A 26,506-nucleotide genomic window follows, 5' to 3' on the forward strand; every position below is an offset into this window, starting at 1 on the left:
CACGAGACACGGCCCAGGGTGACGTTCAGGCGCCCACGTACTCCGCCAGGTGCTCGCCGGTTCGGGTGGAGCGGGCCGCCACCAGCTCGGCGGGGGTGCCCTCGAAGACGATCCGGCCGCCGTCGTGTCCCGCGCCGGGACCCAGGTCGATGATCCAGTCGGCGTGCGCCATGACCGCCTGGTGGTGCTCGATGACGATGACCGACTTGCCGGAGTCCACCAGCCGGTCCAGAAGGCCCAGCAGCTGCTCCACATCGGCGAGGTGCAGACCCGTGGTCGGCTCGTCCAGGACGTAGACCCCGCCCTTGTCGGCCATGTGCGTGGCCAGCTTGAGCCGCTGCCGCTCGCCGCCGGACAGCGTGGTGAGCGGCTGGCCGAGGGTGAGATAACCGAGGCCCACGTCGGCCATGTTCCCGAGGACCCGGTGGGCGGCCGGGGTCCGTGCCGCCCCCGCGCCGAAGAACTCCTCCGCCTCCGTCACCGTCATCGCCAGCACCTCGCTGATGTCCCGGCCACCGAGGCGGTACTCCAGCACCGAGGCGTCGAACCGCTTGCCCTCGCACTCCTCACAGGTGGTCGCGACACCGGCCATCATGGCCAGGTCGGTGTACACGACGCCGGCGCCGTTGCAGCCCGGGCAGGCGCCCTCCGAGTTGGCGCTGAACAGCGCCGGCTTCACGCCGTTGGCCTTGGCGAAGGCCTTGCGGACCGGGTCGAGCAGCCCGGTGTACGTCGCCGGGTTGCTCCGGCGCGAGCCGCGGATCGGCGCCTGGTCGACCGACACCACGCCCTGCCCGGCCGGCACCGACCCGTGGACCAGTGAACTCTTTCCCGAACCGGCGACACCGGTGACGACGACCAGCACCCCGAGCGGGATGTCGACGTCCACGCCCCGCAGGTTGTGCCGCGTCGCCCCCCGGATCTCCAGGGCCCCGGCCGGCTCGCGCACCGACTTCTTCAGCGCGGCCCGGTCGTCCAGGTGCCGGCCGGTGAGCGTGCCGCTCGCCCGCAGCCCCGCCACGGTGCCCTCGAAACAGACGGTGCCGCCCGCCGTACCGGCACCCGGGCCGAGGTCCACCACATGGTCGGCGATCGCGATGACCTCCGGCTTGTGCTCCACGACCAGCACCGTGTTGCCCTTGTCCCGCAGCCGCAGCAGCAGGTCGTTCATCCGCCGGATGTCATGGGGGTGCAGGCCGGTCGTCGGCTCGTCGAAGACGTACGTGACGTCGGTGAGCGAGGAGCCGAGATGGCGGATCATCTTCGTACGCTGCGCCTCGCCGCCCGAGAGCGTGCCCGCGGGCCGGTCCAGCGAGAGATAGCCGAGGCCGATCTCCACGAACGAGTCCAGCGTCTCGCCCAGCGAGGTCAGCAGCGGTGCCACCGACGGCTCGGCCAGGGTGCGCACCCACCCGGCCAGGTCGCTGATCTGCATCGCGCAGGCGTCGGCGATGCTGATCCCCTCGATCTTCGAGGAGCGGGCCGCCTCGCTGAGCCGGGTGCCGTCGCAGTCGGGGCACGTGGTGAAGGTGACCGCCCGGTCCACGAACTCCCGGATGTGCGGCTGCATCGCCTCCCGGTCCTTGGCGAGCATCGACTTCCGGATCCGCGGGACGAGCCCCTCGTACGTCATGTTGATGCCCGCGATCTTCATCCGGGTCGGCTCGCGGTACAGGAAGTCGTGCAGCTCCCTCTTGGTGAACGTGCGGATCGGCTTGTCGGGGGAGTAGAGACCGGACTCGGTGTAGAGGCGGTGGTTCCAGCCGCCGGGCTTGTAACCGGGAACGGTGAGCGCGCCCTCGCCGAGCGACCTGTCCTCGTCGTACAGCTGGGTCAGGTCGATGTCGGTGACCGAGCCCCGGCCCTCGCAGCGCGGGCACATGCCGCCGGTGATGCTGAACTCGCGCCGCTCCTTCACCGTCCGCCCGCCGCGCTCCACGGTGACCGCGCCCGCCCCGTTGATGGAGGCGACGTTGAAGGAGAACGCCTTGGGGGAGCCGATGTGCGGCGTGCCGAGCCGGCTGAACAGGATCCGCAGCATCGCGTGCGCGTCGGTGGCGGTGCCGACGGTGGAGCGCGGATCGGCCCCCATGCGCTGCTGGTCGACGATGATCGCGGTGGTCAGTCCGTCGAGCACGTCGACGTCGGGCCGCGCCAGCGTCGGCATGAAGCCCTGGACGAAGGCGCTGTACGTCTCGTTGATCAGCCGCTGCGACTCCGCGGCGATGGTGTCGAACACCAGCGAACTCTTGCCCGACCCGGACACGCCCGTGAACACCGTCAGCCGGCGCTTGGGAATCTCGACGCTGACGTTCCTGAGGTTGTTCTCGCGCGCGCCGTGCACGCGGATCAGCTCGTGACCGTCGGCCACGTGCGCGGTGTCCGCCTGCGCTTCCGTCCTCGTGCCCATGCTCATCGTCTCTCCGTCCGTGGGGCCGCCCGGACACGCTAACGGCGCCCACCCGCCCACCGCTTCTCGATTCCTGACCGATCCCGTCCGACCGGTCCGGAGGGGGTGTCCCGTCCCGCCGAGGGCGAGGCGGTGGGAGTGCCTTACCCGGGGTGCCCGGCGTCAGTGACCGGGGCTTCCCGTGCGCGTGTCCGAGACGGTCCGGGTGGGGGTGGCGGCGGTCAGCAGCGCGGCGAACACGACGGGGGCGGCCGTCTGGTACCCGAGCCACACCTCACCCCCGGCGCCGCTGCCCGGGCATGGCCCTGCACGACCCGGACCTCGGCTCCCGGCTCGCCGCCTCCGTGCGGTCGCAGGAGGACCACCTGATCACGCTGTTCGCGGGACGAGCGCACAACGGGAGCGTTGTGACATCGCACCAGGCGCGACGCCTGGTCACCGGGCTCAGGGCACTGTTCGTCGGCCTCGGCCAGGGCGTCCCCCTCGGCCTCGCCCCTGGCGCCGACGAGCAGTACTTCGCCGACGCCGCCCGCGCCCTGGCGTCCGGCATGACCCTCACCGATCACGCTCCGTGTCCTGTCCCAGATAACTGTGGGCATGGTGGGGCTCTGACCTGCGGTGCTTACGGTTGAGTGGGACGAGCGGGCTTCTCCTGTCCCGCTCAACCGTAGGCAGCTGACTCTGGGGGTGCGTCAGCGCGCCGCGAGGTTTGCGAGCAGCTCGGCGGCGGACTTCGGGTGGACGAGCCAGTGCAGGTGGCTCCCCTCGAGTGTCCGGACGTCGAAGGGGTTGCCGGGTGTGAGCGCGTCGGCTTCGCGGATCATGCGGTCCTGCACGGCGAGCGGAATGCTGGCATCGGCGGCCAGGCGCACATAGGTCTTGGGAATCCGGCCCCAGGTCGTGGCCTGTGCCCGGTCGGCGGACGTGCCGGCGTCGAGGTTCTCATCGGGCTGGAAGGTGTTCAGGAAGGTCCGGAACTCGTCATCGGTGAGGTCGGCGGCGAACGCTTGCTTGAACGCGGCGAGCGCCGCTGGCTCGGCGGTGCGGAAGTTGGTGCGGAGCAGACCGAGTTCGGCCGGGTTTCCTACGAGCGTGGCAGCGAAGGCTCCCGCGTCGACGTCCGCCATCTCCGGCTGGGCGTAGTAGTCGCTTACGTCCAGATCGACGGGGCACCAGGCGGAGACGTAAACGATCCGGTCGATCAGCTCGGGCCGGGCGTTGGCGACGGCGGTGGCTGTGATGCCGCCCCTGCTGTGGGCGACGAGGATGGTGGGCCCATTCTGCTTGGCTCGTTCGAGGACTTCGATCACGCGGGCGGCGTTGTCGGCGAGTGTGACTCCCTTGATGCTCCCTGGTTCTGCGGCGAGGGCGTCGAGAACCTGGGGAGCCTGGTAGGCCGCGGGGAAGGTCGCCTCGAATCCGTGCCCGGGAAGGTCGACCGCGGCCGAGCGATGCCCGAGTAAGGCGAGCTCGGCCTGCAGTGGCGCGAACGAGAACGAATTCGCGAAGGCCCCATGAACAAAAACGAATGTCGGCAGATTCTGCATGCCTCAGCCTCCAACAGAACGATCTTCTGAGCAAGATCAAGGGTTCAAGATGGCTTCGATACGTCTGGCTGTGGCTTCGATGGTGGTGCTGAGCCATGTGCGGCTGGTGCCTCGCAGGGGCGCCTGCATCGGGAAGCGGCGGTGGAATTCAGCGAGGGCCTGCGAGACGACGAGGAGGTCGTCGCTGAGGATGGACCGTCTCCAACCTGCGGATGCGAACAGGCTGATCAGCGTGACGTGTTCGGGGTATCCGGCTGCGATCAGCCAGGGGGCCGCCTTGTCGGGTTCGACCGTTGGTCCCTTGACTCGGACCAGGTCGTGGAGGAGTTCGGCTCGGCGGGTGAGCCGGTAGTGGCGGTGGGCCAGTCCGCTCCAGAGCTTGCCGGTGGCGTCGTGGCAGATGCCGGTGATGGTCGGGCCGTGGCGTTGTCGGAGCCGCCAGTACTGGCGTTGGGCGCGCCTGACGTCGGGGGTTCGGGACAGGTCGAGTTGCTGTTCCGGGGCGAAGACGTTCTTGCCGATCCAAGAAGTCGGGTGTATGCCGCACCCGCTTCCCATCCGTGCTGGTCCACGACAGCCGGAACGGCTGCGAGGCTATGCCCGTCACCAGCGGATCGGAGTCGAGCAGCATCAAGCGGTCGCGCTCCAGCCACGACTCATAGCCCACATGCCCGCCACAGGTCGCCGACCAGTACCAACCGCACCAGTTGCCCTGACCACGAAACGCCGGGAACCGGCGCTCAGGCCGTACCGACTCGAACCGCACCGGCCACAACCGGCTCAAAGGCCCCCGCTCGCGTACGCCCGCTGTGCTGACGTACTCCAGCTCGATGTCCTCCGCCAGCACCTCATCCGCATCCATCCCGGGCCTCCGGTACGACGTCGACCAGTCACTTCGACCGTCGAAGCGGGGTGATCGCCGTACCTACACAAGACCGGAACACTTCAGAACTTGCCTACACATGACCAGGACCCGGTCGCACATGCCTACAGAAGAACGGGACTGCCCACAGATCGCAGAGACAGGACAGGACGCCTCGTGAGAGGTGTCGGACGCCACGACACACTTTTGCAAGCGGATGCTTGCAAAAGTTAGCAGTGGTGGGGCAAGGTGGAGTCATGGCATCGCTGAACGTCGGCAACCTCGGTGAGTACCTGCGCGAACAGCGGCGGAACGCCCAGCTGTCGCTGCGGCAGCTCGCCGACGCCGCCGGGGTGTCCAACCCGTACCTGAGCCAGATCGAGCGCGGGTTGCGCAAGCCCAGCGCGGAGGTGCTCCAGCAGGTCGCCAAGGCCCTGCGCATCTCCGCCGAGACGCTCTACGTCCGCGCCGGCATCCTCGACGCCGAGCGGGACGGGGAGGAACGCCTGCGGGAAGGCGCCACACGCGCCGTCATCCTCGCCGATCCCTCGCTCGACGAGCGGCAGAAGCAGGTGCTGCTCCAGATCTACGAATCCTTCCGCAAGGAGAACGGATTCGGGGGCGGCCGGCCCGCCGCCGTCGAGGAGACCGGCCCGGACACCCACGCCGCCGGCGCGGGCGATGCCGCCGGAAGTGACACAGACGCCGGTCCACGGCGGACGGCCGGGTAACGCCGGACCAGGGCTCCGGACGCCCGCCGCGGACCACACCAACCCAGTCGAACGCGAATCCGATCCGGGAGGACCCTTCACCATGGCCATCACCGACGACCTGCGCAAGACCCTCAGCGACCCCACTCCGCTCTACTTCGCCGCCGGCACCGCCGACCTGGCGCTCCAGCAGGCCAAGAAGGTGCCGGCCCTGGTCGAGCAGCTGCGTGCCGAGGCCCCGGCCCGCATCGACGCCGTGCGCAACACCGACCCGAAGGCCGTGCAGGAGAGGGCCGCCGCCCGCGCCAAGGAGGCGCAGGAGACCTTGCAGACCCGGGTCAACGGCTTCATCGGCTCCCTCGACGTGAAGAAGCTCGGCGAGACGGCCCAGGACCTCGCGCTGCGCGGTGTCGGCGTCGCCGCCGAGTACGCCGTCAAGGCCCGTGAGACCTACGAGAAGGTCGCCGAGCACGGCGAGCAGGCCGTGAAGACCTGGCGCGGCGAGGCCGCCGAGGAGATCGAGGAACTGGCGATCGCCGTCGAGGGCAAGGCCGAGCCGGGCGACATCAAGGCCGACGCGCCCGAGCCGGCGGCCGAGGCGACCGTCGCCCCCGCCCCGGTGGTCACGCCGGCCGCGGCGACGACCACGCCGGCGCCCGCCGAGACGACCACCACGCCCGCCGAGGCGACCACCACGCCCGGCGAGGAGCGGCCGGCGGCGCGGAAGACGCCGGCCGCCCGCAAGACCGGCACCACCCCGAAGAAGGCCACCCCGCCGGCCAAGTGACCATGAACCGGCGTGGCGCGTCCGGGCCGGGCACCTGTGGGGTGTCCGGCCCGTTCTCTGGGTACGGTGGCGGCGTAGCAGGATCGGGAATCAACGGGCGGTGGGCAGCATGCTGATGTTGGGCTTCGCGGGATTCATGGGCATCTTGAAGATCGTTCTGATGGCCCTGGCCGCGTTCGGACTGTTCGACGCGGCGTTCCGGCGCGAGGACGCCTTCCGCGCGGCCGACAAGCAGAACAAGGTCTTCTGGCTGATCATCCTCGGCATCGCGCTGGTGGTCAGCTATCTGTTCTCGATCCTGTCCGTCCTGCCGATCGCCGGCGCCGTCGCCGCCATCGTGTATCTGGTGGACGTGCGCCCCGCGCTCCAGCAGGTCGGCGGTGGCCGAGGCTGGGGCCGCCGCGGCGGCGGCAGCAGCAGCGACGGTCCGTACGGGCCGTACAACGGCGGCCGGTAGCGGTCGGCCGTCAGCGGGGTGGCGGGGCGGCCGGCTGCCGCCGCGCCGGGTTCTCGCCGCCCGCCCGGCTCTCGCCGTCCGCCCGGCTCTCGCCGTCCGCCCGGCTCTCGCCGTCCGCCAATCGTGCGTGGATCGCCGCGCGGCGCCCGCGCCCGGGAGCGCGCTGCGGCCGGCCCACCGAGGGGAAGGGGTGCGTCCGCCCGCCGAGGGGAAGGGGTGGCGCACCGCTCGACGTTCCCCCGCGCGGGGCCGGTGGGGCTCGGCTCAGGGAGTGCGGTCCAGCAGGACCACCGCGACGTCGTCGGTCAGCTCGCCGCCGTTGAGGTCGCGGACCTCGCTGACCGCGGCCCGCAGCAGTTCCTCCCCGCGCAGTCCCTCGGCGAGCTGGCGGCGGATCATCTCCACCATGCCGTCCTGGCCGAGGCGGTCCCCGTCCGCGCCGACCCGGCCCTCGATCAGGCCGTCGGTGTAGAGCATCAGGCTCCACTCGGCGCCCAGCTCCACCTGCATCCGCGGCCAGCGGGCGCCGGGGAGCAGGCCGAGGGCGGGGCCGTTGTTCTCGTACGGCAGCAGCCGGGCGGGCCGGCCGGGGCGGGCGATCAGCGGGGCCGGATGGCCGGCCAGGCACAGGCCCGCGCGGCGGCCGTCGGGGGCGATGTCCACCGTGCACAGCGTCGCGAAGATCTCCTCGTCGGCGCGTTCGTGCTCCAGCACCTGCTGCAGCGTGTTCAGCAGCTCGTCCCCGCACAGCCCGGCCAGGGTCAGCGCCCGCCAGGCGATCCGCAGCTCCACGCCGAGCGCGGCCTCGTCCGGGCCGTGCCCGCACACGTCACCGATCATGGCGTGGACGGTGCCGTCGGGGGTGCGGACGGCGTCGTAGAAGTCGCCGCCGAGCAGGGCCCGGGAGCGGCCGGGGCGGTAGCGGGCGGCGAAGCGCAGCGCGGAGCCGTCCAGCAGCGGGGTCGGCAGCAGGCCGCGTTCCAGGCGGCGGTTCTCCTGGGCGCGCAGCTTGCCCTCGGCGAGCCGCCGCTCGGCGGTGTCGGACCGTTTCCGCTCCACCGCGTAGCGGATGGCGCGGCTGAGCAGCCGGCCGTCCAGCTCGTCCCGGAACAGGTAGTCCTGGGCGCCCACGCGCACGGCCTCGGCGCCGCGCTCGGCGTCGCCGGAGGCGGTCAGCGCGAGCACGGCGTGCCGGGGCGCGAGCTGGAGCACGTGCCGGAGCACGGCCAGCTCGTCGTCGGTGTCGCTGCCGCCCGGCGCCGGGAGCGCCAGGTCCAGCAGGATGCAGTGGACGTCGTCGGTGAGCAGCCGCCCGGCCTCGGTGAGGTTGCGGGCGGTGCGGACGCGGATCGGCTTGCCGGCCGGGTCCAGCAGGTCGGGCACGATCGGCATACCGGCCGGATCGTCCTCGATCAGCAGCAGGGTGAGAGTGGCGCCGGTGCTGTGCACGGGCGTGGCGTCGCGGTGGGCCTCTTCCTTGAGGGGGCCGCCGACGGTGCGGGCGGCCTGCGCCTGACCACTCTCCACGGCCGGGATCGCTCTCTGCCGCGGTACGGGTACGGGCATCGTCCTGGGTTCCTTCCCTCCCCCCGAGGGCACGGCGGCGTCGAGGGTCTCGACCCACCGACGGGTGACCCTAGCGGCTGCGACCGCCCCGGCGGAATGGTGTGAGCCGCGTCGCTCCGGGGCCCGCCGCCGTCATATGCCGCGTTCCGTACCGCAGTTGGACACGGCCTCGGCGGGCGGGTGATGACGAAGCTCACGTCCTGTACCGGTTTGGGCGGGCGTTGGGCGTGCGGTGGGTCACATGACGTACGTCACCGGGCGGATGGCCCGCGCGCGGGGCCCGTCACGCGTCCGGCCGGCCGTGCGCGGGACCGGTCGCGTCCGGCCGTACGACGCCGAGGATGGGCATCGAGCCGGCGCCCGCGACCGTCACCGTGCGCCCGGGACGCGGGGCGTGGATGATCCTGCCGTCGCCGACGTACATCGCGACATGGCTGGCGTCGTCGAAGTAGATGACGAGGTCACCGGGGCGCATGTCCTTCACGTCGACGTGCGGGAGCTGCTTCCACTGCTCCTGCGAGGTCCGCGGGACGGGGTGCCCGGCCGCCGCCCAGGCCTTGGAGGTCAGGCCCGAGCAGTCGAAGGAGTCCGGCCCCTCGGCGCCCCACACGTACGGCTTGCCGAGCTGGGCGGTGGCGTACCGCACGGCCTTCGTGCCGCGGGCGGAGGTCCTGGCGTCGGCGTCGTCGAGGACGCCGGTGTCCAGCCAGGCCGTCTGCGCCCTGGCGGCGGCCTCCCGTTCGAGCTGGGCGAGCCGCTCCTTCTCCTTCTCCTCCAGCCGGGACTCCAGCTTCTCGGCCGTGTCGATCTGCCTGCGGATCTGACGCCGGGCGGCGGCCCGGGCCTTGCGGTCGGCCTCCAGCTTCTTCCAGCGGACGGCGGCGTCGTCGGCGTACTCCCGCAAGTCCTGCTGGGCGCGGGCCACTTCGGCGATCAGCTTCTTCGCCGCCTGCTGGCCCTGGAGCACCCGGCCGGCGCCGTCCAGGAATTGGCCCGGGTCGTCACTGAGCAGGAACTGTGCCGTGGGCGACAGGCCGCCGGTGCGGTACTGGTCCCGGGCCGCCGCGCCGGCCTGGTCCCTCAGCTCCGCCAGCCGCTGCCGCCCCTGGGCGATCTTCTTGGTCAGGGCGGCGATCTCGGCGGACTGCTTCCGTACCTTCTCCTCGGCCCCGTTGTAGGCGTCGGTGGCGACGGCCGCGTCGTGGTAGAGCCGGTCGAGCTTCTCGCGGACCGCTTCGAGATCCTTGCCGGGCGCGGGAGCCGCCGTCGGCGCGGGGGCCGGAACGGGGAGGGGAGCGGGGGCCGCGAACGCCGTGCCGGGTGCCGCGAGAACGGTCACCGCGCAGATCACGGTCAGGGCGGCGGTGAGCAGGCCGCGCTTGCCCGTACCCATGGCTGAACCCCCCAGCTGATTTACCGTCAGTAACTTACGGTCGCCTGAGGGATCGTGCCACGGCCGCGCGCAAAACGACAGAGGTCGTCCGGAGCCGGATGCCCCCGGCCCCGGATCACCGCACCCGCGTCCCCCGCGTCGCCGCCCGTACGACGATCCCTCCGCGATGTGACGAACGGCGAGGGAAGATCGTTCCCTTGGTTCGTGCCGCTCAGCGGACCGGGGCCAAGGCCCCCCATGACACCGTGACTTCGCCCTGCCGCCAACGGGCCGGCGAATCCGTGACGGGCCAGTCGGCCGCCAGGTCCCGTACCGCGCGCAGCCAGCGCTGACGGGCGCCGTAGGAGGCGTAGGGCGCGGCGGCGGCCCAGGCGCGGTCGAAGTCGCGCAGGAAGGCGTGCACCGGTTCACCGGGGACGTTGCGGTGGATCAGTGCCTTCGGCAGGCGTTCGGCGAGGTCGGAGGGGCGGTCCAGGGAGCCCAGCCGGGTGGCGAAGGTGACGGTGCGCGGGCCCTCGGGGCCGAGCGCCACCCACACGTGCCGCCGGCCGATCTCGTCGCAGGTCCCCTCGACCAGCAGTCCGCCGCGTGAGCCGCCGCCCGCCGGGGCGAGCCGTGCGCACAGCCGCTCCCACACCGCGGCGACCTGGCCCTCGTCGTACTGCCGCAGCACGTTCGCGGCCCGGACCAGCACCGGGCGCCCGGGCACGGGGAGCTCGAAGCCGCCGTGCCGGAAGGTGAGCCCCTCCCGCTCGTACGGCCTGGCCGCCGCCACCCGCTCGGGTTCGATCTCGACGCCGACCACGCGCGCGCGGGGTGCGACGGCGCGCAGCCGGCCGAGCAGCTCGACGGCGGTCCAGGGTGCCGCGCCGTAGCCGAGGTCGACCGCCACCGGGTCCGCGGCACGCCGCAGCTCGGCACCGTGCACGGCCGCGATCCAGCGATCCATGCGGCGCAGCCGGTTGGGATTGGTCGTCCCGCGCGTCACCGTTCCCACGACGGGGGTCCCCCCGCTCGAGCGAAGCCGAGGGTGGGGGAAGGTCGTCGCGCGGGCTGTCATGCCTACGAGGGTAAGAGGACGGCGGCCGGGACCCCGTACGGCAGTGGGGTGCGGTGCTCCGTCCACGCCCCTGCATCTCGAACAGTTGAGCCCTTTCAGGCAATGATTCGGCAAAGTCGCTTGATCGGGAAATGGCCGGGCACCCACCCGCTGTTCCACTCCGTGGAGGGCGACGGCGGCCCTCCGGCAGGCATGCCCGCAGCGAGGAGGAACGCCACGTGAGCCAGTACGTCAGCAGGCTCGGGCGACGCTCCCCGGCGGCCGCCACCCGGCTCCGGCTGCACCGGCGCCCCCGCCGGGTCGCCATGCTCTCCGTGCACACGTCCCCGCTCCACCAGCCCGGCACGGGCGACGCCGGCGGCATGAACGTCTACATCGTGGAGCTGGCCCAGCGGCTCGCCGCGATCAACATCGAGGTCGAGATCTTCACCCGGGCCACGGCCGGCGGCCTGCCTCCCGCCGTCGAGCTGGCCCCAGGCGTCCTGGTCCGGCACGTCGACGCGGGCCCGTACGAGGGCCTCGCCAAGGAGGACCTCCCGGCGCAGCTGTGCGCCTTCACGCACGGCGTGATGCAGGCGTGGGCCGGCCACCGCCCGGGCTACTACGACCTCGTCCACTCCCACTACTGGCTCTCCGGACACGTCGGCTGGCTCGCCGCCCAGCGCTGGGGCGTCCCCCTGGTGCACGCCATGCACACCATGGCCAAGGTCAAGAACGCCAGCCTCGCCGACGGTGACACCCCCGAGCCCGCCGCCCGGGTCATCGGCGAGACCCAGATCGTGGCCGCCGCCGACCGGCTCATCGCCAACACCGAGGAGGAGGCCGGCGAGCTGCTGCGGCACTACGCGGCCGACCCCGCGAAGGTCGCCGTGGTCCACCCCGGGGTGAACCTGGAGCGCTTCCGCGCCGCCGACGGCCGGGCCGCCGCCCGCGCCCGCCTGGGCCTGCCCCAGGACGCGCTGATCCCGCTCTTCGCCGGCCGCATACAGCCGCTGAAGGCACCGGACATCCTCCTGCGCGCGGTGGCCGTCCTGCTGGAGACGCGTCCGGAGCTGCGCTCGCGCATCCTCGTACCGGTCGTCGGCGGCCCCAGCGGCAGCGGGCTCGCCAGGCCGGAGGGCCTGCACAAGCTCGCCGCCCGGCTGGGCATCGCGGACGTCGTACGGTTCTGCCCGCCGGTCGGCCAGGAGCGGCTGGCGGACTGGTTCCGGGCCGCGTCCGTCCTCGTCATGCCGTCCTACAGCGAGTCCTTCGGCCTGGTCGCCATCGAGGCGCAGGCGGCCGGGACCCCGGTGATCGCCGCCTCGGTCGGCGGTCTGCCGGTGGCCGTGCGCGACGGCGAGACCGGCTTCCTCGTCCAGGGCCACGACCCGGCCGACTACGCGCGCGTGCTGCGCCGGTTCGCCGACGAGCCGGACCTGTCCCCGCGCCTGGGCCAGGCCGCCGCCCGGCACGCCCAGTCCTTCGGCTGGGACACGGCGGCGGCCGCCACCGCCGACGCCTACACGGCCGCGACCCAGTCCTACCGCCGTCACGTACGCTCGCACCATGGGTGATGTCGAGAAGGCCGGACAGGTTCTGGAGGCCGTCTTCAAGGACGCCGGACTGGAGTGGGAGAACCCCGAGCCGGGGAACTACGTCGTCACACTCCCCGGCAGCCGCAAGCTCTCCACGACGGTCGCCTTCCTCGTCGGCCGTCACTCCCTCTCCCTGAACGCCTTCGTCATCCGCCACCCCGACGAGAACGAACCGGCCGTCCACCGCTGGCTCCTGGAGCGCAACCTCCGCCTGTACGGCGTGAGTTACGCCGTGGACCGGCTCGGCGACATCTACGTCACCGCCCGCCTCCCCCTCGCCTCCGTCTCCCCCGACGAGATCGACCGTCTCCTGGGGCAGACCCTGGAGGCCGCCGACGGCGCCTTCAACACCCTCCTGGAACTCGGCTTCGCCTCCTCCATCCGCAAGGAGTACGCCTGGCGGGTGTCCCGCGGGGAGTCCACGCGGAACCTGGACGCGTTCAAGCACCTGATCGACCGCCCGGCGGACTGACCGGGGCGCCGCACACTCAGGACGGGTCCGGTGCGGGCGTCCCGTTCCCGCCGCCGTGGTCGAGTTCGTCGGCGAAGGCCCGCAGGGCGTCGGCCAGCTCCTTCTTGGTCGGCAGCTGGTCGACCTTCCTGTCCAGCTCCGTGATGCGCCGGTTCAGCTCGTCGAGGCCGGCTGACCCGGTGGGCTCGCCCGAGGGTTCGGGTCCGCTCGGGCTCGGGTCGGCGCCGCCGTCGGTGCCGGCGTCCACGCCCACGCTGCTGCCTCCGTCGACGAGGCCACCGGTGCTGCCGGAGCCCGCGACGCTGCCGGCGTCCGTGCCGCCGCCGGCGGAGTCCGCGCCGGACGTGCCCCCGCTGTCCGCGCCGGACGTGCCCCCGGTGTCCGTGTCCGGCGGGACAGTGTCCGTGACACCGCGCTCCGGGCGGGGGCCGTGGTCCGAGGGTGCCGCGAGCGCCACGCCGACGCCGAGGGCGACCAGGGTGGCGGCAGCCGCGACGGCGACCGAGAACCGTCCGAGCGGCAGCGAGCGGGTGCGGTTGGATGAGTCGCGCGGGGCCCGGGAGTCCTGTGCTTCCTGTGTGTCATCCATGGCGGGAGACTAACCAGCGGTGATCGGCGGACGGGTGGCTTCCGCCCGGTTCCCCCGGGGTCCTGTCCGAGCCCTTCCCCTCGGAACCGCGGCGGTGGCATGCTCACCGCCAACGCATTCCTGAACTTCGTTCATATTCATGAATCTTAAGGGCGGGTGGACATGAGCGGCGACGCACACCTCACCAGAAGGACCCTCCTCACCGGCGCCACCGCCGTGGCCCTGGGCGCCGCGACCGGCACCGCCCACGCCGCCGAAGTCCCGGCGCTCTGGCAGGAGTTCCGGCGCACCCCGTTCACCCACCCGCAGATCCCCTACGTCGGCCGGTCCGGCTGCCGCGCCGGAGCCGCCCGCCTCCCCCGCCCCCGCGTCGTCGCCGACGTCACCGCCTTCGGCGCCGTGGCCGACGGCACCACGAACTGCGCCCCCGCGATCAACCGTGCCCTCGCCGCCGCCGCACGGGCCGGCGGCGGCACGGTCACCGTCCCGCCCGGCACCTACCGCGTCGACGACGTCATCCGCATCGCCCACTCCGGTGTCGTCCTGCGCGGCGCCGGCAGCGGCCGGACGACCCTGTACGCGACGAGGAACCTCACCGAGCTGATCGGCGTCTACGGCTCCCGCTACGGCGGCGACAAGTCCTCCTGGTCCTGGGCGGGCGGCCTCATCTGGCTGGCGCCCGAAGCGCGTTGGCAGTCGCTGACCGCCGCCATCAGGGCCCGGGCCTGGCCCTTCGAGGGCTGGACCGGCAACACGCGCGACGAGTGGTCCACCCTCACCACCGTCGCACCGGCACGGCGGGGCTCCTGGACGGTCACGGTCTCCGACGCCCGCGCACTGCACCCCGGCCGGCTCGTCCTCCTCCGCCTGGCCGACGACGCCGCCCACACCCTCCTCCAGCACATGGCGGGCGGCGGCCCGGGACCGGCGTCGTACTCCTGGGACGACAAGACGAAACTGACGTCCTACGTCCCCTACGAATGGCCCGTCCGCGTCACCCGCGTCCACGGCCACCGCGTCACCCTGGAACGCCCCCTCCCGCTCGACCTCCGCCCCGAGTGGGACCCCCGGCTGACCACACACGTCCCCGAGCTGACCGGCTCCGGCGTCGAGGGCCTGACCCTTCGGGCCGTGCAGACCCCGCAGTCACCCCATCTCCTCGACAAGGGCTACAACGGCGTCGTCCTGCAGTGCGCCTACGACTGCTGGGTGGACGACGTCACCGTCCGGCACGTCGACAACGGTTTCGGCCTGGTCGCCTCCTCCGCCTGCACCCTGCGCCGCACCCGGGTCGCCGGCCGCGGCGCGCACCACCCGTACTTCTGCCGCGAGGGCTCCCACGACAACCTGATCGAGGACTTCACCATCGAGGAACGGACCGTCCCCGCGCCCCCGGACACCCAACTCCACGGCATCAACGTCGAGGGGCTGTCCTCCCACAACGTGTGGTCGCGCGGTGACATGCGGATGGGCACCTTCGACAGCCACCGCGGCCTGCCCTTCGCCAACGTCCGCACCGACATCACCGTGAACAACAACGGCCGGCACGGCGGGGACGCCGGCGCCGGCCCGCTGTTCGGCGCCCGCTTCACCCACTGGAACATCCGGGTCACCAACGGCCGCGCCGGCCTGGTGAAGATCGACGGGCTGGCCCCCTGGTCGGCGACGGTGGGCCTGAACGACGTCCGTGAGTTCGACCAGACCGACGTCCCCGACTTCACCGGCGACCCGCACTCCCGCCTGGAGCTGTACGGCACGACGGACGCCGTACGCCCGCGCAACCTGTACGAGGCTCAGCGCGCGCTGCGGTAGCGCCCGGGCGTCACCCCGACCAGCCTCCTGAAGTGCCGGGTGAGGTGCGCCTGGTCGTGGAAGCCGGCCGCCGGCGCCACCTCGCCCGGCGCCAGCCCGTCCAGCAGCAGCCGGCGGGCCCGGCCGACCCGGCGGGACGTCAGGTACTGGTGCGGAGGGATGCCGTACGCACCACTGAACGCCCGTACCAGATGCGCCGGATGGGCGTGCAGCAGCCGCGCGGCCTCCGCCAGCGGGATCCCGTCGACGACCCGGGCGTCGAGCAGCTCCCGCAGCCGGCGGGCGAGTACCGGGTCACGGTGCCGGCGCGGCACGTCCGTCCGGTGCCGCAGATGGTCCCGCAGCCGCTCCCCGACGAGGGTCAGCCGGCTCTCCGCCTCCAGCTCGTCACCGGGCCGGGCGAGAGCGGCGTGCAACTGCCCCACACACGACCGGAGCACGGGGTCCCGCAGGTCCGGCCCGTCGACCGCCGGACCGATGAACTCGTCCCCGAGGTGGCTGCCGTCGAGGTAGACGACCCGCTTGCGGAACCCGCCCGGCGTGGCCGGCGAGCCGTTGTGCGGCACATGCGGCGGCAGCAGCGACACGGTGTCGTGCGGAGTGCCGTGCTCGTGCCGGTCCAGGTCGTACCGTACGGCCCCGTCGTCCACGATGAGCAGCGTCCAGGCGTCGTGGACGTGCATCGGATAGGCGTACCCGGTGAAGTGGGCGTGGAAGACCTCGGTGACGCCCGGGACACGGGGACGCCACGCGGTGACTTCCTGCCGGGTGACGTCCTGCCGGGCGGCCATGCAAAGAACGTACAAGACGGGGCCGTACGGCGGTCGGCAGTCTCGTCCCATGAGCACCGAACCCCGCCGGCACGACACGAAGATCGCCGTACTGCTCCGCACGGACCTGGCACCCTGGCAACGCCTGAACGTCACCGCGTTCCTGGTCAGCGGCCTGGGCGCGGCGGCCCCCGAGGTGATCGGCGAACCCTACGAGGACGCGGACGGGGTCGCCTACCTCCCCATGTTCGGGCAGCCGGTGCTGGTCTTCGAGGGCACCGGGGAGACCCTGAGGGCGGCCCACGGCAGGGCGCTGAGCCGCGCCCTGCCCCGGGCGGTGTTCACGGCCGACCTGTTCGCCACCGGCAACGACCGTGACAACCGGGCGGCGGTGCGGGCCGTGCCCACCGCCGGCCTGGATCTGGTCGGGCTGGCGGTGTACGGCCCGCGCAACGGCGTCGACAAGGTGCTCAAGGGCGCGCGGATGCACCCGTGACGTCGCGGTGCGGCGTCAGCCGTACATGCCCGGCACGTAGTCGCCGGCCGGCTGCTGCACGATGACGTTGACGCGGTTGTAGGCGTTGATCAGGGCGATGAGCGCGATCAGGGCGGCGAGCTGGTCCTCGTCGTAGTGCTTGGCCGCGTTCTCCCAGGCCTCGTCCGTGACCCCGCCGGCCGCGTCGGCGATCCGGGTGCCCTGCTCGGTCAGCTCCAGCGCGGCCCGCTCGGCCTCGGTGAACACCTTGGCCTCACGCCAGACCGCGACCATGTGCAGCCGGGTCGCGCTCTCGCCGGCCGCGTCGGCGTCCTTGGTGTGCATGTCCGTGCAGGCCGCGCACCCGTTGATCTGGCTGGCCCGGATCTTCACCAGTTCCTGTGTGGCGGCCGGCAAGGGGGAGTCCGTGATCACCCTGCCCGCCGCGTTGAAGTGCTTGAACAGCTTCCCGGCCAGCGGATTGCTGAAAAGGTCGAGCCGAGCTTCCATGATCTGCTCCTATGTGGTCGAGGCTGGTTACACCTCATTGACGGCCACGCCGGGCGGGATGTGACATGGGCTGATGTGACCCGCGTCACGCACGATCACGGCCGGCGCGTGACCGCTCCACTCGCCGGCCGGCCGCCTCCTGCTCAGGCCGTACGGACCTCCGCATCCGCGTCGGCCCGCATCCCGCCCGGTGCCGGACGCTCCGCCGGCAGCCGCCGCATCAGCAGCGCGTACCCCACCCCGGCCACCGTGCCGACCGCCGCGCACAGGCCCCACAGCCACTCCGCGCCGAGGCGGTCGATGACCGCGCCCGACATCAGCGGGGCGACCAGGGCGGCGACGGACCAGGAGAGGGTGTACACGCCCTGGTAGCGGCCACGGCCGTGGACGGGGGAGAGGCGGACGACGAGGCCGGTCTGCGTGGGGGCGTTGACGATCTCGGCCAGGGTCCACACGCACACGGTGAGCATGAAGGCACCGACCGAGCCGGCGAAGGCGGTGAGCCCGAAGCCGTACCCGGCGAGCAGTGAGGAGGCGACCAGGAGGGTGCGCGGGTCGCGGTGTTCGATGAACCGGGTGACGGGGATCTGGAGGAGCACGATCAGGATGCCGTTGACGGCCAGGGCACTGCCGTAGTCGGCGGGCGAGAACCCGGCCCGGCCCATCGCCACCGGCAGCCCGACCGAACCCTGCTGGAAGACCAGGGCGCCGAGGAAGGACAGCCCGACGACGGCCATGTACCGCCTGTCCCGCAGCACCGTGCCGAGACCGACGTCCGCCCCCGCCTGCCGGGCCGTGGCCGCGGGCCGGGACTCCGGCACCCTGGCGAAGACGACGACCGCGCAGGCCAGGGTCATCCCGGCCTCGATCAGGAACCCGGACAGGTAGCTGACCTCGGCGATGAACCCGGCGGCCATCGAGGAGACGGCGAAGCCCAGGTTGATGGCCCAGTAGTTGAGGGAGAACGCGCGCACCCGGTCCTCGGGGCGGACGATGTCGGCCATCATCGCCTGCGCGGCCGGCCGGGAGGCGTTGGAGGCCATGCCGACGAGGAAGGCGACGCCGGCGATGGCGACCGGGTCGGTCACGAAGCCGAGCAGGGCGACGGAGGCGGCGGTGGCGGTCTGGGCGATGAGCAGGGTGGGCCGCCTGCCGAGCCGGTCGGCCATGATGCCGCCGCCCAGCGAGGAGACGACCCCGCCGAGCCCGTGCAGGGAGGCGACGAGACCGGCGTACGAGGCGGAGTAGCCCCGGTCGAGGGTGAGGTAGAGGGCCATGAACGTGGCGACGAACCCGCCGAGCCGGTTCACGAGCGTGCTGGTCCACAGCCACCAGAAGGCGCGGGGAAGCCCGGAGACGGACTCCCGGGCAGCACGTCTCAGACCGGTTGGTGACATTCGCGATCCCCCGCACAGGTAAGTGGCCCGACTGGTGATCGCAACTTACCGAAACGGCTCGCGGTGATGCCAGTCGTTTTGCGGGGCGCGGGGGACGGCTCGGATCGGGGCGTCCGGTGCCGGTTCGCGGGGCGCGTCCGGCGTCAGTTCGCGGGCCGGGCCAGACGCGCCGGGGTCGCTGCCGTCGCCACCGATGCCGCCGCTCCCCCGGGGGCCGGCGCCGGGGCCTCGCCACGCGCACCGTGGGCACCTCGCGTCACCCGCGTCCCGCGCCCGAGCCCCGTACGCCCCGCCCGCCGCCCGACCGCACCCCGGACGGCCTCCCGGGACGGCGCGACCGGATACGACCCGCCGCGCGCCGCCCGCTCGAAGCGGCTCGGGAAGGGGTACTTCCGCTCCAGGAACGCCCCGATGGCCGCCTGTGCCGCCGCCCGGTCCGCCGGGTCGGTGTCCACGTCGTTGAGGCAGAAGAAGTCGACGTCCTCGCCGGCCGCCAGGCGGGCCAGGCGGCGCCGCATGTCCGGCGTGCCCAGCTGCACGTACCGGAACCGGTAGTCGGCCGGGACCGCCCGGCCGGTCGCGATCGCCCAGTGGTGGTGCAGCGTCGACGCCGGAGCGACGTCGGCGGTGGAACGGAACCGGGAGTACGACGTCCGCTCCAGCTCCTCGATACCGAGGCCCTCCATCTCCCGCATGACCGACAGCAGCTGGGGATGCGGGGTGTGCAGCGACTTGTGCGTGACGTACCGGCCGTGGAAGCGCCGGATCACCTCGCGGGCGTTCTTCCCGGCGGAGTTCGGCGCCGGCTCCAGCGGATGCGGGGCACCGGCCCCCAGCTTCAGCGGGGACAGCGGGATGCGGGCGATCCCGTTGCCGTGGAAGAAGTGCCCGGCACCCACCGGGCGGTTGATGAAGACGTCGTCGTTGAAGTACAGGTAGTGCTCGGACAGGCCGGGTATGCGGTGCAGCCGGCTCTCGATCGCGTGCGAGTTGAAGACGGGCAGCGCGTCGGCCGGGAGGATGTCCCGGTGGTCGACGACGGTCAGGCCCGCCGCCTCCGGGTCCAGCCAGGCCGGGACCTGGGAGTCGGTCACCAGGTAGACGTGCCGGACGAAACCGGCGTACATCTCCAGCGAGCGCAGCGCGTACCGCAGCTCGTCATGGCTGGTGTAACGGGACGCGCCGGTCTCGCGCGCGGCGATGACGTTGTCGGAGAGCACCTGGTGCGCGCGGCGCTTCACGGCCATCGCCGGGTCGTCCCCGTCGACCCACGTGTACACGACGTCGACGGGGAAGCACACCTCGTCGATGCCCGGCTCGGCGAACGGCGCGAACGTCGGCACACCGCGCCGCGGCCCGGCCGTGACGCCGTTCGCGGTCACCGTCGCGGGCTGCCGTGCCGTGTCCGGCAGCACCTCGGACACGGCGTTGCGACGCGGCGCGACCAGCGCCGGACCGAAGTCGTCCGCCAGCCGGCTGCCCGGCACGGTGAGGTGCGCGGGATCGGCGCCCAGCTCCCGGCCGTACCGCCAGAACTCCAGGTCACAGCCCGTTTCCAGACCGGTGAGCACCTGCCCGCCGGGGCCGAGGCGCACCACACCGGTACGCAGCACCGGCGCCCGGCGCAGCGCCCGCGGCAGCCGGCCGTCGGCCCACAGCACCGCGGCCGTCACGGTGCCGTCCGGCCCGACCGCACCGACGTACCCGGCCGTACGGGCCAGCTGCCGCGCGGCCTGGGCGAGGACCGCGCCCCGGTGGGACTCCTCCACCCCGACGACCTGCCGCGGCGCACCGGACCCCCGCTCGGCGGGGACCAGGAAGTACGGGACGCCGGCCGCCTCCAGCAGGGCGCACACCAGCTCCAGGTCCGCCGCGGCGGCGTCCGCGGCGGTGTAGGCGGTGACCGTACGCCCGTACAGCCGCGCCGGTCCGCACGTGATCCGGCGCAGGCCCGGGACACCCGCCCGCAGCCGCCGGCGGGCCGGGGCCGCGCGCAGCGCCCACAGCCGGGCCACCAGCCACAGCCGCAGGCGCGGCAGCAGGTCACGGGCGGCCCGCAGCCCCGTCGGCCGCGCCGCGAAACGATGTCGGATGTCCATGGCCGCGGCCCGTCAGCTCTGCGTCTCGAAGGAGGCCGGAGCGGAGACCGGGGGAACCGTCTGCCGCGTCACGGAGACCGCGGGAGCCGTCTGCGGCTTCTCGAAGGGGCTGGGGAAGGGGAAGTAGTTCTCCAGGAAGTCGTGCATCCGCACGCTGACCTGCTCCCGCTCCTCCGGCGGCACGTCGACGTCGTTGAGGCAGAAGAAGTCGAACCGGCGGTTGCGCCGCAGGTCGGCCAGGCGCCGCTCGGCGTCGGGGCGGCTGATGTTCACGTACCGGAAGCTGAACTTGCCGGGCACGCCGCGGCCCGTCATCAGCGCGTACTGGTAGAGCAGCGGCGCCGTCACCGCGATGTCCTGCGGCGAGCGGAACCGGGACGCGGTGGTGCGGCGGATGTCCTCCGGGAACAGCTCCTCCAGCGCCTCGAGCGTCGCGCGCTGCTGCGGCAGCGGCGTGTGCATGAAGTTGTTCGTCGTCATCCGCCCGAACGCCTCCAGCAGCAGCCGCCGTACGTTCTTGCTGGCGGAGTTGGTGGCCGTCTCCTCGGCGTGCGGCTTGCCGACGCCGATCTTGAGCGGGGAGACGGGGATCTTCATCAGGCCGCTGCCGAAGAAGAAGTGCTCGGGGGTGATCCGGCGGCCGACGAAGACGTCGTCGTTGAAGTACAGGTAGTGCTCGGACAGGCCCGGTATGTGGTGCAGCCGGGTCTCGATCGCGTGCGAGTTGAAGACGGGCAGGACGTCCGCCGGGAAGATGTCGCGGTGGTCGACGACCGTGATCCCGGGGGCGCTGTCGTCGAGCCAGTGCGGCTTCTGGCCGTCGGTCACGATGTAGATGTGCCGTACGAAGTCGGCGTACATCGCGAGCGAGCGCAGCGAGTACTTCAGCTCGTCGTGGCTGGTGTAACGGGAGGCGTTGGTCTCCTTGTCCAGGATCTCGGCGATGCCGCCCTCCTGGTAGCGGGCCCGCTTGGCCCGCATCGCCGGCTCCTCGCCGTCCACCCACGTGTAGACGACGTCGACGGGGAACGTCACCTGGTGCACGGTCGGCAGGGCGAGCGGCGCGAAACTCGGCAGCTCCCGGTCACCCACCCGCACGGTGACCGGCGTCTGCTCGGCGGCCGGCAGCACGTCCGTGATCCCGTTGTTGCGGGGCGTGACCAGCGACTCGGCGAAGATGTCGGCCGACGCCTGCGGCTGCACCTTGGCCAGCCGCCGGGGCCCGTCGGCGGACGCGAGCAGCTCCGCGCCGTCCTCCCAGAACTCCACGTCACAGGCCAGCTCAGGCCCGGCCAGCAACTGGCCGGCGGGACCGAGGTGGTTCTCCCCGACCCGCAGCACGGGCGCCGTACGCAGCGGGGCCGGCAGCGCGCCGTCGAGGAACAGCGCGGGGTGCTTGAGCTGCCCGCCCGGCAGGGGGCGGCCGATGAACACGGCCGTGTCGGCGTTCAGCGCCTCCAGGGCGGCGAGGAACCGCTCCCGGTCCGCGACGTTCACGGCGACCGTGTGACGGGTCCGGGACGACGACGGCACCAGGAAGTAGGAGATTCCTTCCTGTTCCAGCGCGGCGACCACCAGGCCGAGGTTGGACGCGGCAGCCTCGGCCGCGGTGAACCGGTCCACGACCCGGCCGTAGAGCTGCTGGCCGCGCACGGCCACCGGGCGCAGCACCGGATCCGTGACCGCCGCCTTGCGGCGCCGCCGCATGGTGCGCAGCTGCCACACCCGCTCGGCCGCCTTCCGCTCGACCCGCGGACGCATCCGCCGCGCAAAGGAACGCACGGTCACGTTCTGTGCTCCTCTTCCTGAGCCTTGACCTTCCTGGCGACAACAAGACAGTCGAATGTGACCAAAGGTTGTAGAAGAATTAACCGGAATGTGCAGACAGGCCCCGCGACGCCCCGGACCCCCGGCCGGCCGGCCCGTCCCGGACTCGGTGGGCGGCGCGGCCCCCGGACCCCTTAGGTAGGCTGAAGGCCATGGCCGACGCACCGTACAAGCTGATCCTCCTCCGCCACGGCGAGAGCGAGTGGAACGCGAAGAACCTGTTCACCGGCTGGGTGGACGTCAACCTCAACGAGAAGGGCGAGAAGGAGGCGGTCCGCGGCGGTGAGCTGCTCAAGGACGCCGGCCTGCTGCCCGACGTGGTCCACACGTCCCTCCAGAAGCGCGCCATCCGCACGGCCCAGCTCGCGCTGGAGGCCGCGGACCGCCACTGGATCCCCGTCCATCGCTCCTGGCGCCTGAACGAACGCCACTACGGCGCCCTCCAGGGCAAGGACAAGGCGGCCACCCTGGCCGAGTTCGGCGAGGAGCAGTTCATGCTCTGGCGCCGCTCGTACGACACCCCGCCGCCCCCGCTGTCGGACGACTCCGAGTTCTCCCAGGCCCACGACGCGCGCTACGCGACGATCCCCCCGGAGCTGCGCCCGCGCACGGAGTGCCTGAAGGACGTCGTCACCCGCATGCTCCCCTACTGGTACGACGCCATCGTCCCCGACCTCCTGACCGGCCGCACCGTCCTGGTCGCCGCCCACGGCAACTCCCTCCGCGCCCTGGTCAAGCACCTGGACGGCATCTCCGACGCCGACATCGCGGGCCTCAACATCCCGACGGGCATCCCGCTCTCCTACGAACTGGACGCCGACTTCCGCCCGACCACCCCGGGCGGCACCTACCTCGACCCCGACGCGGCGGCGGCGGCGATCGAGGCGGTCAAGAACCAGGGCAAGAAGAAGTAAGCGGAATCGATCGAGCCCCCTGCCTGCGGTTCCCGTGGACAGGGGGCTGGATCGCGGAGAGCCGTGACGGCTGCCTCAGCGTCTTCCCGCGCGGAACACCGTCGAGCGGCGCACCGACCGCCTGAAGCAGTGGCGCGGCGCGGCCACACGAACCGACGGATTCGCGATCGCCCACCAGGCCCACTCCGCCTCGCGAGCATCCGGAAGAGACAGAGCTAGCCGATCCGTTCGGCCAGAGCGACGATGATTCCCGCGGGGCCGCGGAGGTCGCAGAGTCGGTAGGTGTTCTCGTACTGCGCCACCTCGCCGAGGAGTTCGGCGCCATGGCGGCGCAGGCGGGTGATCGTGTCGTCGATGTCGTCGACGGCGAACATGACACGGTGCAGACCCAGAGTGTTGGGTGGCGGGTTGGGCGGTCCGACAGGGATCGCCGCGGGGGTGTGGAACTTCGTCAGCTCCAGCTTGCCGTGGCCGTCCGGGGTGCGCATCATCGCGATGGCGCTGCGGACCCCGTCGAGGCCGAGCATCTGGTCCGCAACGATTCCCTCGATCTGCGCTTCACCCTCCAGCTCCATGCCGAGCTCGGTGAAGAAGGCGATGGCAGCCTCCAGGTCGTCGACGACGATGCCTACGTTGTCCATCCGCTGAATCGTCACGGGGTGCTCCTTCTCCGTCACGCAGTCCGTTCCGGCTACTGGTACCCCTGGGACGGAGCCGGTGCCGGACTCTCGACATCCGGGAGTGTCGGTGTCTCGGCTGCTTCACCTTGCCGGCGACCTACGGCTCGCGATCGCCTACCAGGCCGAACCCAGGCGCCGTTTATTGCGGAGGCAGTGCGACGGAGCGACTGTCACAGTGATCGGTATGGATCTCCCTCCCGACGCGGTGCTGATCTTCGACCGCGACGAAGACCTCATCGTCTTCGAGTCCTTCGCGCACGCCACGAACTACGTCGAGGCGATCGACGTATCGGAGGGTGAGTACGCGGCGGCGTACTCACCGGACGGTGCGGTGTTGGCACTCACTGCTCCCGAAGGCCCGGAGGGCCCGGTCGACCTTGCCAGGACCGGCAGGACTGACCTGGCCGATCTGGATCGGAGGGTGGCCCGCTACTGGCAGCGTCACCAGATCGGCCAGCCCCCGCGTGACCCGCTACAGACATCGCGTTTCCTGATCGACAGGGACAACCAGCGCCGCAAGGGATGGCTCAGCCGAGTCACCGGACTGCTCAAGCGCACCAGGGGTGAGGCGACGTCACCGCCTGGTGTTCACTCCATCGAGCAAGACGGCCTGCGTTCGTAGCGGCGGTGGATGCTTCGGCACCAGGACGCGTACTCATCATCTCGGCACCTCGACGGGCACCTCCGCCCACACCGTCTTGCCGACTGGCTGACGAGGCGCCGAGCCCCAACGTGTGGCCAGGACGTCCACCAGGAGCAGGCCCCGGCCGGACTCGCCTTCGGGGTACGACGACGGTGGCGCCGTCGGCGGTCGCCTGGCGGAGGCGGCGTCCGCGACCTCGATACGGACCAGGCCCGCCGCCGCGTCGAGGGAGAGGCGGAGGCCGAAGTCCCGGCCTGAGACCCAGCCGTGCCGCACGGCGTTCGCCGCGAGTTCGCCGACGATGAGGGCGACCGTGCACGACGCGTCCGAGGCCGGCGGACAGCCCCACTCCTCCATGCGCCGGACGGCGAGACGCCGGGCGAGCTGCGCACCGCGTGGTGTGGAGACGAACTGCGCCGAGAAGGACAGGGGTTCGCGTGCCGTCTCGGTGGGGGCGGTGGCCGGGCCCGGCTCGTCTCCCGGGGTGGTCGTTCCTGTGAGCACGGCTGGTCCGTCCTTACCTGTCGAGCGCGAGGCATTCCATGGGGTACGTGAGTCGTCACGTTCTGTGCATAAGAGTCGTCTCGTCGCCCTACGCTCGCCAGGTGAAGCAGGCTTACCTTTCGAGCCGTAAGAGACGGAAGTGACGCTTTGGCCAACGCAATTGACCCCAGTGCGTCGATGGCGGCCCTGTTCGGCGCGCGGATGCGCAGGCTCCGCACGGCGGCCGGACTGACCCAGGCCGAACTCGGCGAGAGAACGCACGTCGTCAGCACGCGGATCACGCAGATCGAGCGCGCGTCCGGGGCGAAGCCGACGCTGGAGCTGGCGCGTGCGCTGGACAAGGCCCTCGGTGCGGACGACCTGCTGGTCGAGCTGTGGCCGTACGTGTACCGGGAGGCCTTCCCGGACTGGTCGCGGGCCTTCATCGCACACTCGGAACGGGCCGTGTCCATCCGGGAGTACGCGGCGCATGTGGTGCCCGGCCTGTTGCAGACCAAGGAGTACGCGAAAGCCGTTCTGAGCGTCGGCCTGACGCTCAGCGGTGAGGAGCAGTTGGAAGAACGGCTCGCCTTCCGCATGTCGCGGCAGGGGCGGCTCGGTTCGTCCGACCGGCCGGAGTTGTGGGTGATCCTGGACGAGGCGGTACTGAGGCGGCCGATCGGCGGCCACGCCGTGACGCGGAACCAGTTGGAGCGATTGCTCGACGTTGCCTCGGAACGTCACATCACCGTGCAGGTGCTGCCGTTCGACCAAGGCGAGCATGACGCGATGGGCGGTTCCTTGACGGTGCTCACGCTGCCGGACGGCTCCGAGGTCGCCTACACGGAGGGCGCGCACTACGGCCAACTCATCGAGGATCCGGCCGAGGTCAGGCGTTTCACGGTGACCTACGATCGGCTACGGGCGAACGCCCTGCCCCCGCTCATGTCGCTCGACATGATCCGATCCGCGATGGAGGGCTACAACCGTGGAGCGAATGTCCCGTCCCGATCTGAGCGCCGCCGTGTGGCGCAGGAGCAGCTACAGCAATCAGGAGGGCGGCAACTGCGTGGAGGTGGCCGACGGGTTCCCGGTCGTCGTCCCCGTTCGTGACAGCAAGGCCCCGCACGGGCCGGCGCTGTGCTTCGGGACCGCCTCCTGGGGTGCCTTCATAGGTGAGTTGAAGGCCGGGCGCCGCCGTTCCTGAGGCGGTCGGGGGCCGGTCGCCGGCCCCGTTCCGGGCTCACCGGACCCTTGTCCGCGAGGGTCCGGCGGGCCGCTGACCTCCTGAAAGAACCGGGGGAGAGAACTACCCGCCCACCCACCCTCCCCGGCCCGGAAGCCCGCGTCACCCGTCCGAGTGACCGGCTTGCAAGGGCGGGATACGGGCGGTTACGTTCGCCGCGACAACCGCAGACAGATACGGCCCCCGGCCGGGACGGCAATCCCGATCGAGGGCCTGACCG

The 26,506-nt window shown here is 71.9% G+C and carries 25 protein-coding genes and 2 pseudogenes; 12 read left to right on the forward strand and 15 right to left on the reverse strand.

The window, feature by feature from the left end:
• Window positions 1-25: 25 nt before the first annotated feature.
• Window positions 26-2,416: an ATP-binding cassette domain-containing protein gene (locus ACF1BE_RS27180; protein ID WP_392201639.1), complete on the reverse strand. Its 2,391-nt coding sequence runs from the start codon at window positions 2,414-2,416 to the stop codon at window positions 26-28.
• Between the two features lie 293 nt (window positions 2,417-2,709).
• Here ACF1BE_RS27180 and ACF1BE_RS27185 point away from each other — a divergent pair.
• A pseudogene (locus tag ACF1BE_RS27185) lies at window positions 2,710-3,042 on the forward strand (hypothetical protein); the annotation flags it as partial.
• 60 nt (window positions 3,043-3,102) lie between these two features.
• On the opposite strand, the gene ACF1BE_RS27190 reads toward ACF1BE_RS27185, so the two are convergent.
• From ACF1BE_RS27190 to ACF1BE_RS27200, 3 genes and pseudogenes are all read right to left on the reverse strand, one after another.
• The gene (locus ACF1BE_RS27190; protein ID WP_392201640.1) at window positions 3,103-3,957 is read right to left on the reverse strand and encodes an alpha/beta fold hydrolase; all 855 of its coding nucleotides are present in this window, start codon (window positions 3,955-3,957) and stop codon (window positions 3,103-3,105) included.
• A 36-nt stretch (window positions 3,958-3,993) separates the two neighbouring features.
• Window positions 3,994-4,515 (reverse strand): hypothetical protein, encoded by a 522-nt coding sequence (locus tag ACF1BE_RS27195; protein WP_392201721.1) that lies wholly within the window; start codon window positions 4,513-4,515, stop codon window positions 3,994-3,996.
• Between the two features lie 13 nt (window positions 4,516-4,528).
• Window positions 4,529-4,819 (reverse strand): annotated as a pseudogene (locus ACF1BE_RS27200) (hypothetical protein); the annotation flags it as partial.
• A gap of 257 nt (window positions 4,820-5,076) precedes the next feature.
• Between ACF1BE_RS27200 and ACF1BE_RS27205 the strand changes: the two are divergent.
• The 3 genes from ACF1BE_RS27205 (at window position 5,077) to ACF1BE_RS27215 (ending at window position 6,773) form a co-directional block, all read left to right on the forward strand.
• Window positions 5,077-5,550 carry a helix-turn-helix domain-containing protein gene (locus tag ACF1BE_RS27205; protein ID WP_392201641.1) on the forward strand — a complete coding sequence of 158 codons (474 nt, stop codon included), beginning with the start codon at window positions 5,077-5,079 and terminating at the stop codon, window positions 5,548-5,550.
• A gap of 82 nt (window positions 5,551-5,632) precedes the next feature.
• Complete coding sequence (locus ACF1BE_RS27210; RefSeq protein WP_392201642.1) at window positions 5,633-6,316, forward strand: hypothetical protein; 684 nt, start codon at window positions 5,633-5,635, stop codon at window positions 6,314-6,316.
• A gap of 100 nt (window positions 6,317-6,416) precedes the next feature.
• Window positions 6,417-6,773 carry a DUF2516 family protein gene (locus ACF1BE_RS27215; RefSeq protein ID WP_392201643.1) on the forward strand — a complete coding sequence of 119 codons (357 nt, stop codon included), beginning with the start codon at window positions 6,417-6,419 and terminating at the stop codon, window positions 6,771-6,773.
• A 264-nt stretch (window positions 6,774-7,037) separates the two neighbouring features.
• Here ACF1BE_RS27215 and ACF1BE_RS27220 read toward each other — a convergent pair whose 3' ends face one another.
• From ACF1BE_RS27220 to ACF1BE_RS27230, 3 genes are all read right to left on the reverse strand, one after another.
• Window positions 7,038-8,339: a PP2C family protein-serine/threonine phosphatase gene (locus ACF1BE_RS27220; RefSeq protein WP_392201644.1), complete on the reverse strand. Its 1,302-nt coding sequence runs from the start codon at window positions 8,337-8,339 to the stop codon at window positions 7,038-7,040.
• 283 nt (window positions 8,340-8,622) lie between these two features.
• Complete coding sequence (locus ACF1BE_RS27225) at window positions 8,623-9,732, reverse strand: NlpC/P60 family protein (protein ID WP_392201645.1); 1,110 nt, start codon at window positions 9,730-9,732, stop codon at window positions 8,623-8,625.
• Between the two features lie 211 nt (window positions 9,733-9,943).
• On the reverse strand, window positions 9,944-10,729 hold the full coding sequence (locus ACF1BE_RS27230; RefSeq protein WP_392201646.1) for a class I SAM-dependent methyltransferase: 786 nt from the start codon (window positions 10,727-10,729) through the stop codon (window positions 9,944-9,946).
• A 281-nt stretch (window positions 10,730-11,010) separates the two neighbouring features.
• Here ACF1BE_RS27230 and mshA point away from each other — a divergent pair, with 281 nt between their 5' ends.
• Both mshA and ACF1BE_RS27240 read left to right on the forward strand, forming a co-directional pair.
• Window positions 11,011-12,348, forward strand: coding sequence for a D-inositol-3-phosphate glycosyltransferase (gene mshA, locus ACF1BE_RS27235; RefSeq protein WP_392201647.1), 1,338 nt, complete (start codon window positions 11,011-11,013; stop codon window positions 12,346-12,348).
• Window positions 12,341-12,841, forward strand: coding sequence for a YbjN domain-containing protein (locus tag ACF1BE_RS27240; RefSeq protein ID WP_392201648.1), 501 nt, complete (start codon window positions 12,341-12,343; stop codon window positions 12,839-12,841). Before mshA ends, ACF1BE_RS27240 begins: the two co-directional genes overlap by 8 nt.
• Before the next feature lie 16 nt (window positions 12,842-12,857).
• Here the strand turns inward: ACF1BE_RS27240 and ACF1BE_RS27245 are convergent, their stop codons facing one another.
• Window positions 12,858-13,430 carry a hypothetical protein gene (locus ACF1BE_RS27245; protein ID WP_392201649.1) on the reverse strand — a complete coding sequence of 191 codons (573 nt, stop codon included), beginning with the start codon at window positions 13,428-13,430 and terminating at the stop codon, window positions 12,858-12,860.
• Between the two features lie 162 nt (window positions 13,431-13,592).
• Here ACF1BE_RS27245 and ACF1BE_RS27250 point away from each other — a divergent pair, with 162 nt between their 5' ends.
• Window positions 13,593-15,242, forward strand: coding sequence for a glycosyl hydrolase family 28-related protein (locus ACF1BE_RS27250; protein ID WP_392201650.1), 1,650 nt, complete (start codon window positions 13,593-13,595; stop codon window positions 15,240-15,242).
• Here ACF1BE_RS27250 and ACF1BE_RS27255 read toward each other — a convergent pair.
• The gene (locus tag ACF1BE_RS27255; RefSeq protein WP_392201651.1) at window positions 15,224-16,033 is read right to left on the reverse strand and encodes an AraC family transcriptional regulator; all 810 of its coding nucleotides are present in this window, start codon (window positions 16,031-16,033) and stop codon (window positions 15,224-15,226) included. The genes ACF1BE_RS27250 and ACF1BE_RS27255 overlap by 19 nt on opposite strands.
• On the opposite strand from ACF1BE_RS27255, the gene ACF1BE_RS27260 reads away from it, so the two are divergent.
• Window positions 16,032-16,508 carry a DUF2000 family protein gene (locus ACF1BE_RS27260; protein ID WP_392201652.1) on the forward strand — a complete coding sequence of 159 codons (477 nt, stop codon included), beginning with the start codon at window positions 16,032-16,034 and terminating at the stop codon, window positions 16,506-16,508. The genes ACF1BE_RS27255 and ACF1BE_RS27260 overlap by 2 nt on opposite strands.
• 15 nt (window positions 16,509-16,523) lie before the next feature.
• Here ACF1BE_RS27260 and ACF1BE_RS27265 read toward each other — a convergent pair whose 3' ends face one another.
• The 4 genes from ACF1BE_RS27265 to ACF1BE_RS27280 form a co-directional block, all read right to left on the reverse strand.
• Window positions 16,524-16,997, reverse strand: a complete 474-nt coding sequence (locus ACF1BE_RS27265) for a carboxymuconolactone decarboxylase family protein (protein WP_392201653.1) — start codon at window positions 16,995-16,997, stop codon at window positions 16,524-16,526.
• 143 nt (window positions 16,998-17,140) lie between these two features.
• Window positions 17,141-18,394 (reverse strand): MDR family MFS transporter, encoded by a 1,254-nt coding sequence (locus ACF1BE_RS27270; protein ID WP_392201654.1) that lies wholly within the window; start codon window positions 18,392-18,394, stop codon window positions 17,141-17,143.
• A gap of 143 nt (window positions 18,395-18,537) precedes the next feature.
• Window positions 18,538-20,493 (reverse strand): stealth conserved region 3 domain-containing protein, encoded by a 1,956-nt coding sequence (locus tag ACF1BE_RS27275; RefSeq protein WP_392201655.1) that lies wholly within the window; start codon window positions 20,491-20,493, stop codon window positions 18,538-18,540.
• A 12-nt stretch (window positions 20,494-20,505) separates the two neighbouring features.
• Window positions 20,506-22,281: a stealth family protein gene (locus ACF1BE_RS27280; protein WP_392201656.1), complete on the reverse strand. Its 1,776-nt coding sequence runs from the start codon at window positions 22,279-22,281 to the stop codon at window positions 20,506-20,508.
• Window positions 22,282-22,472: 191 nt separating this feature from the next.
• Between ACF1BE_RS27280 and ACF1BE_RS27285 the strand changes: the two genes are divergently transcribed.
• Entirely contained in the window at window positions 22,473-23,234 is a 762-nt protein-coding gene (locus ACF1BE_RS27285; protein WP_392201657.1) for a phosphoglyceromutase, read from the forward strand.
• 215 nt (window positions 23,235-23,449) lie between these two features.
• Here the strand turns inward: ACF1BE_RS27285 and ACF1BE_RS27290 are convergent, their stop codons facing one another.
• Window positions 23,450-23,890, reverse strand: a complete 441-nt coding sequence (locus tag ACF1BE_RS27290; protein WP_392201658.1) for a VOC family protein — start codon at window positions 23,888-23,890, stop codon at window positions 23,450-23,452.
• 208 nt (window positions 23,891-24,098) lie between these two features.
• Here ACF1BE_RS27290 and ACF1BE_RS27295 point away from each other — a divergent pair, with 208 nt between their 5' ends.
• A complete protein-coding gene (locus ACF1BE_RS27295) occupies window positions 24,099-24,536 on the forward strand; it encodes a hypothetical protein (protein ID WP_392201659.1) in 438 nt (145 codons plus the stop codon).
• Between the two features lie 36 nt (window positions 24,537-24,572).
• Here the strand turns inward: ACF1BE_RS27295 and ACF1BE_RS27300 are convergent, their stop codons facing one another.
• Window positions 24,573-25,061, reverse strand: coding sequence for an ATP-binding protein (locus ACF1BE_RS27300; protein WP_392201660.1), 489 nt, complete (start codon window positions 25,059-25,061; stop codon window positions 24,573-24,575).
• 177 nt (window positions 25,062-25,238) lie between these two features.
• On the opposite strand from ACF1BE_RS27300, the gene ACF1BE_RS27305 reads away from it, so the two are divergent.
• On the forward strand, window positions 25,239-26,153 hold the full coding sequence (locus ACF1BE_RS27305; RefSeq protein WP_392201661.1) for a helix-turn-helix domain-containing protein: 915 nt from the start codon (window positions 25,239-25,241) through the stop codon (window positions 26,151-26,153).
• Complete coding sequence (locus ACF1BE_RS27310; RefSeq protein ID WP_392201662.1) at window positions 26,065-26,247, forward strand: DUF397 domain-containing protein; 183 nt, start codon at window positions 26,065-26,067, stop codon at window positions 26,245-26,247. Before ACF1BE_RS27305 ends, ACF1BE_RS27310 begins: the two co-directional genes overlap by 89 nt.
• Window positions 26,248-26,506 lie beyond the last annotated feature (259 nt).

The sequence above is a fragment of the Streptomyces sp. NPDC014991 genome (genome assembly GCF_043080665.1).
Taxonomy (GTDB): domain Bacteria; phylum Actinomycetota; class Actinomycetes; order Streptomycetales; family Streptomycetaceae; genus Streptomyces.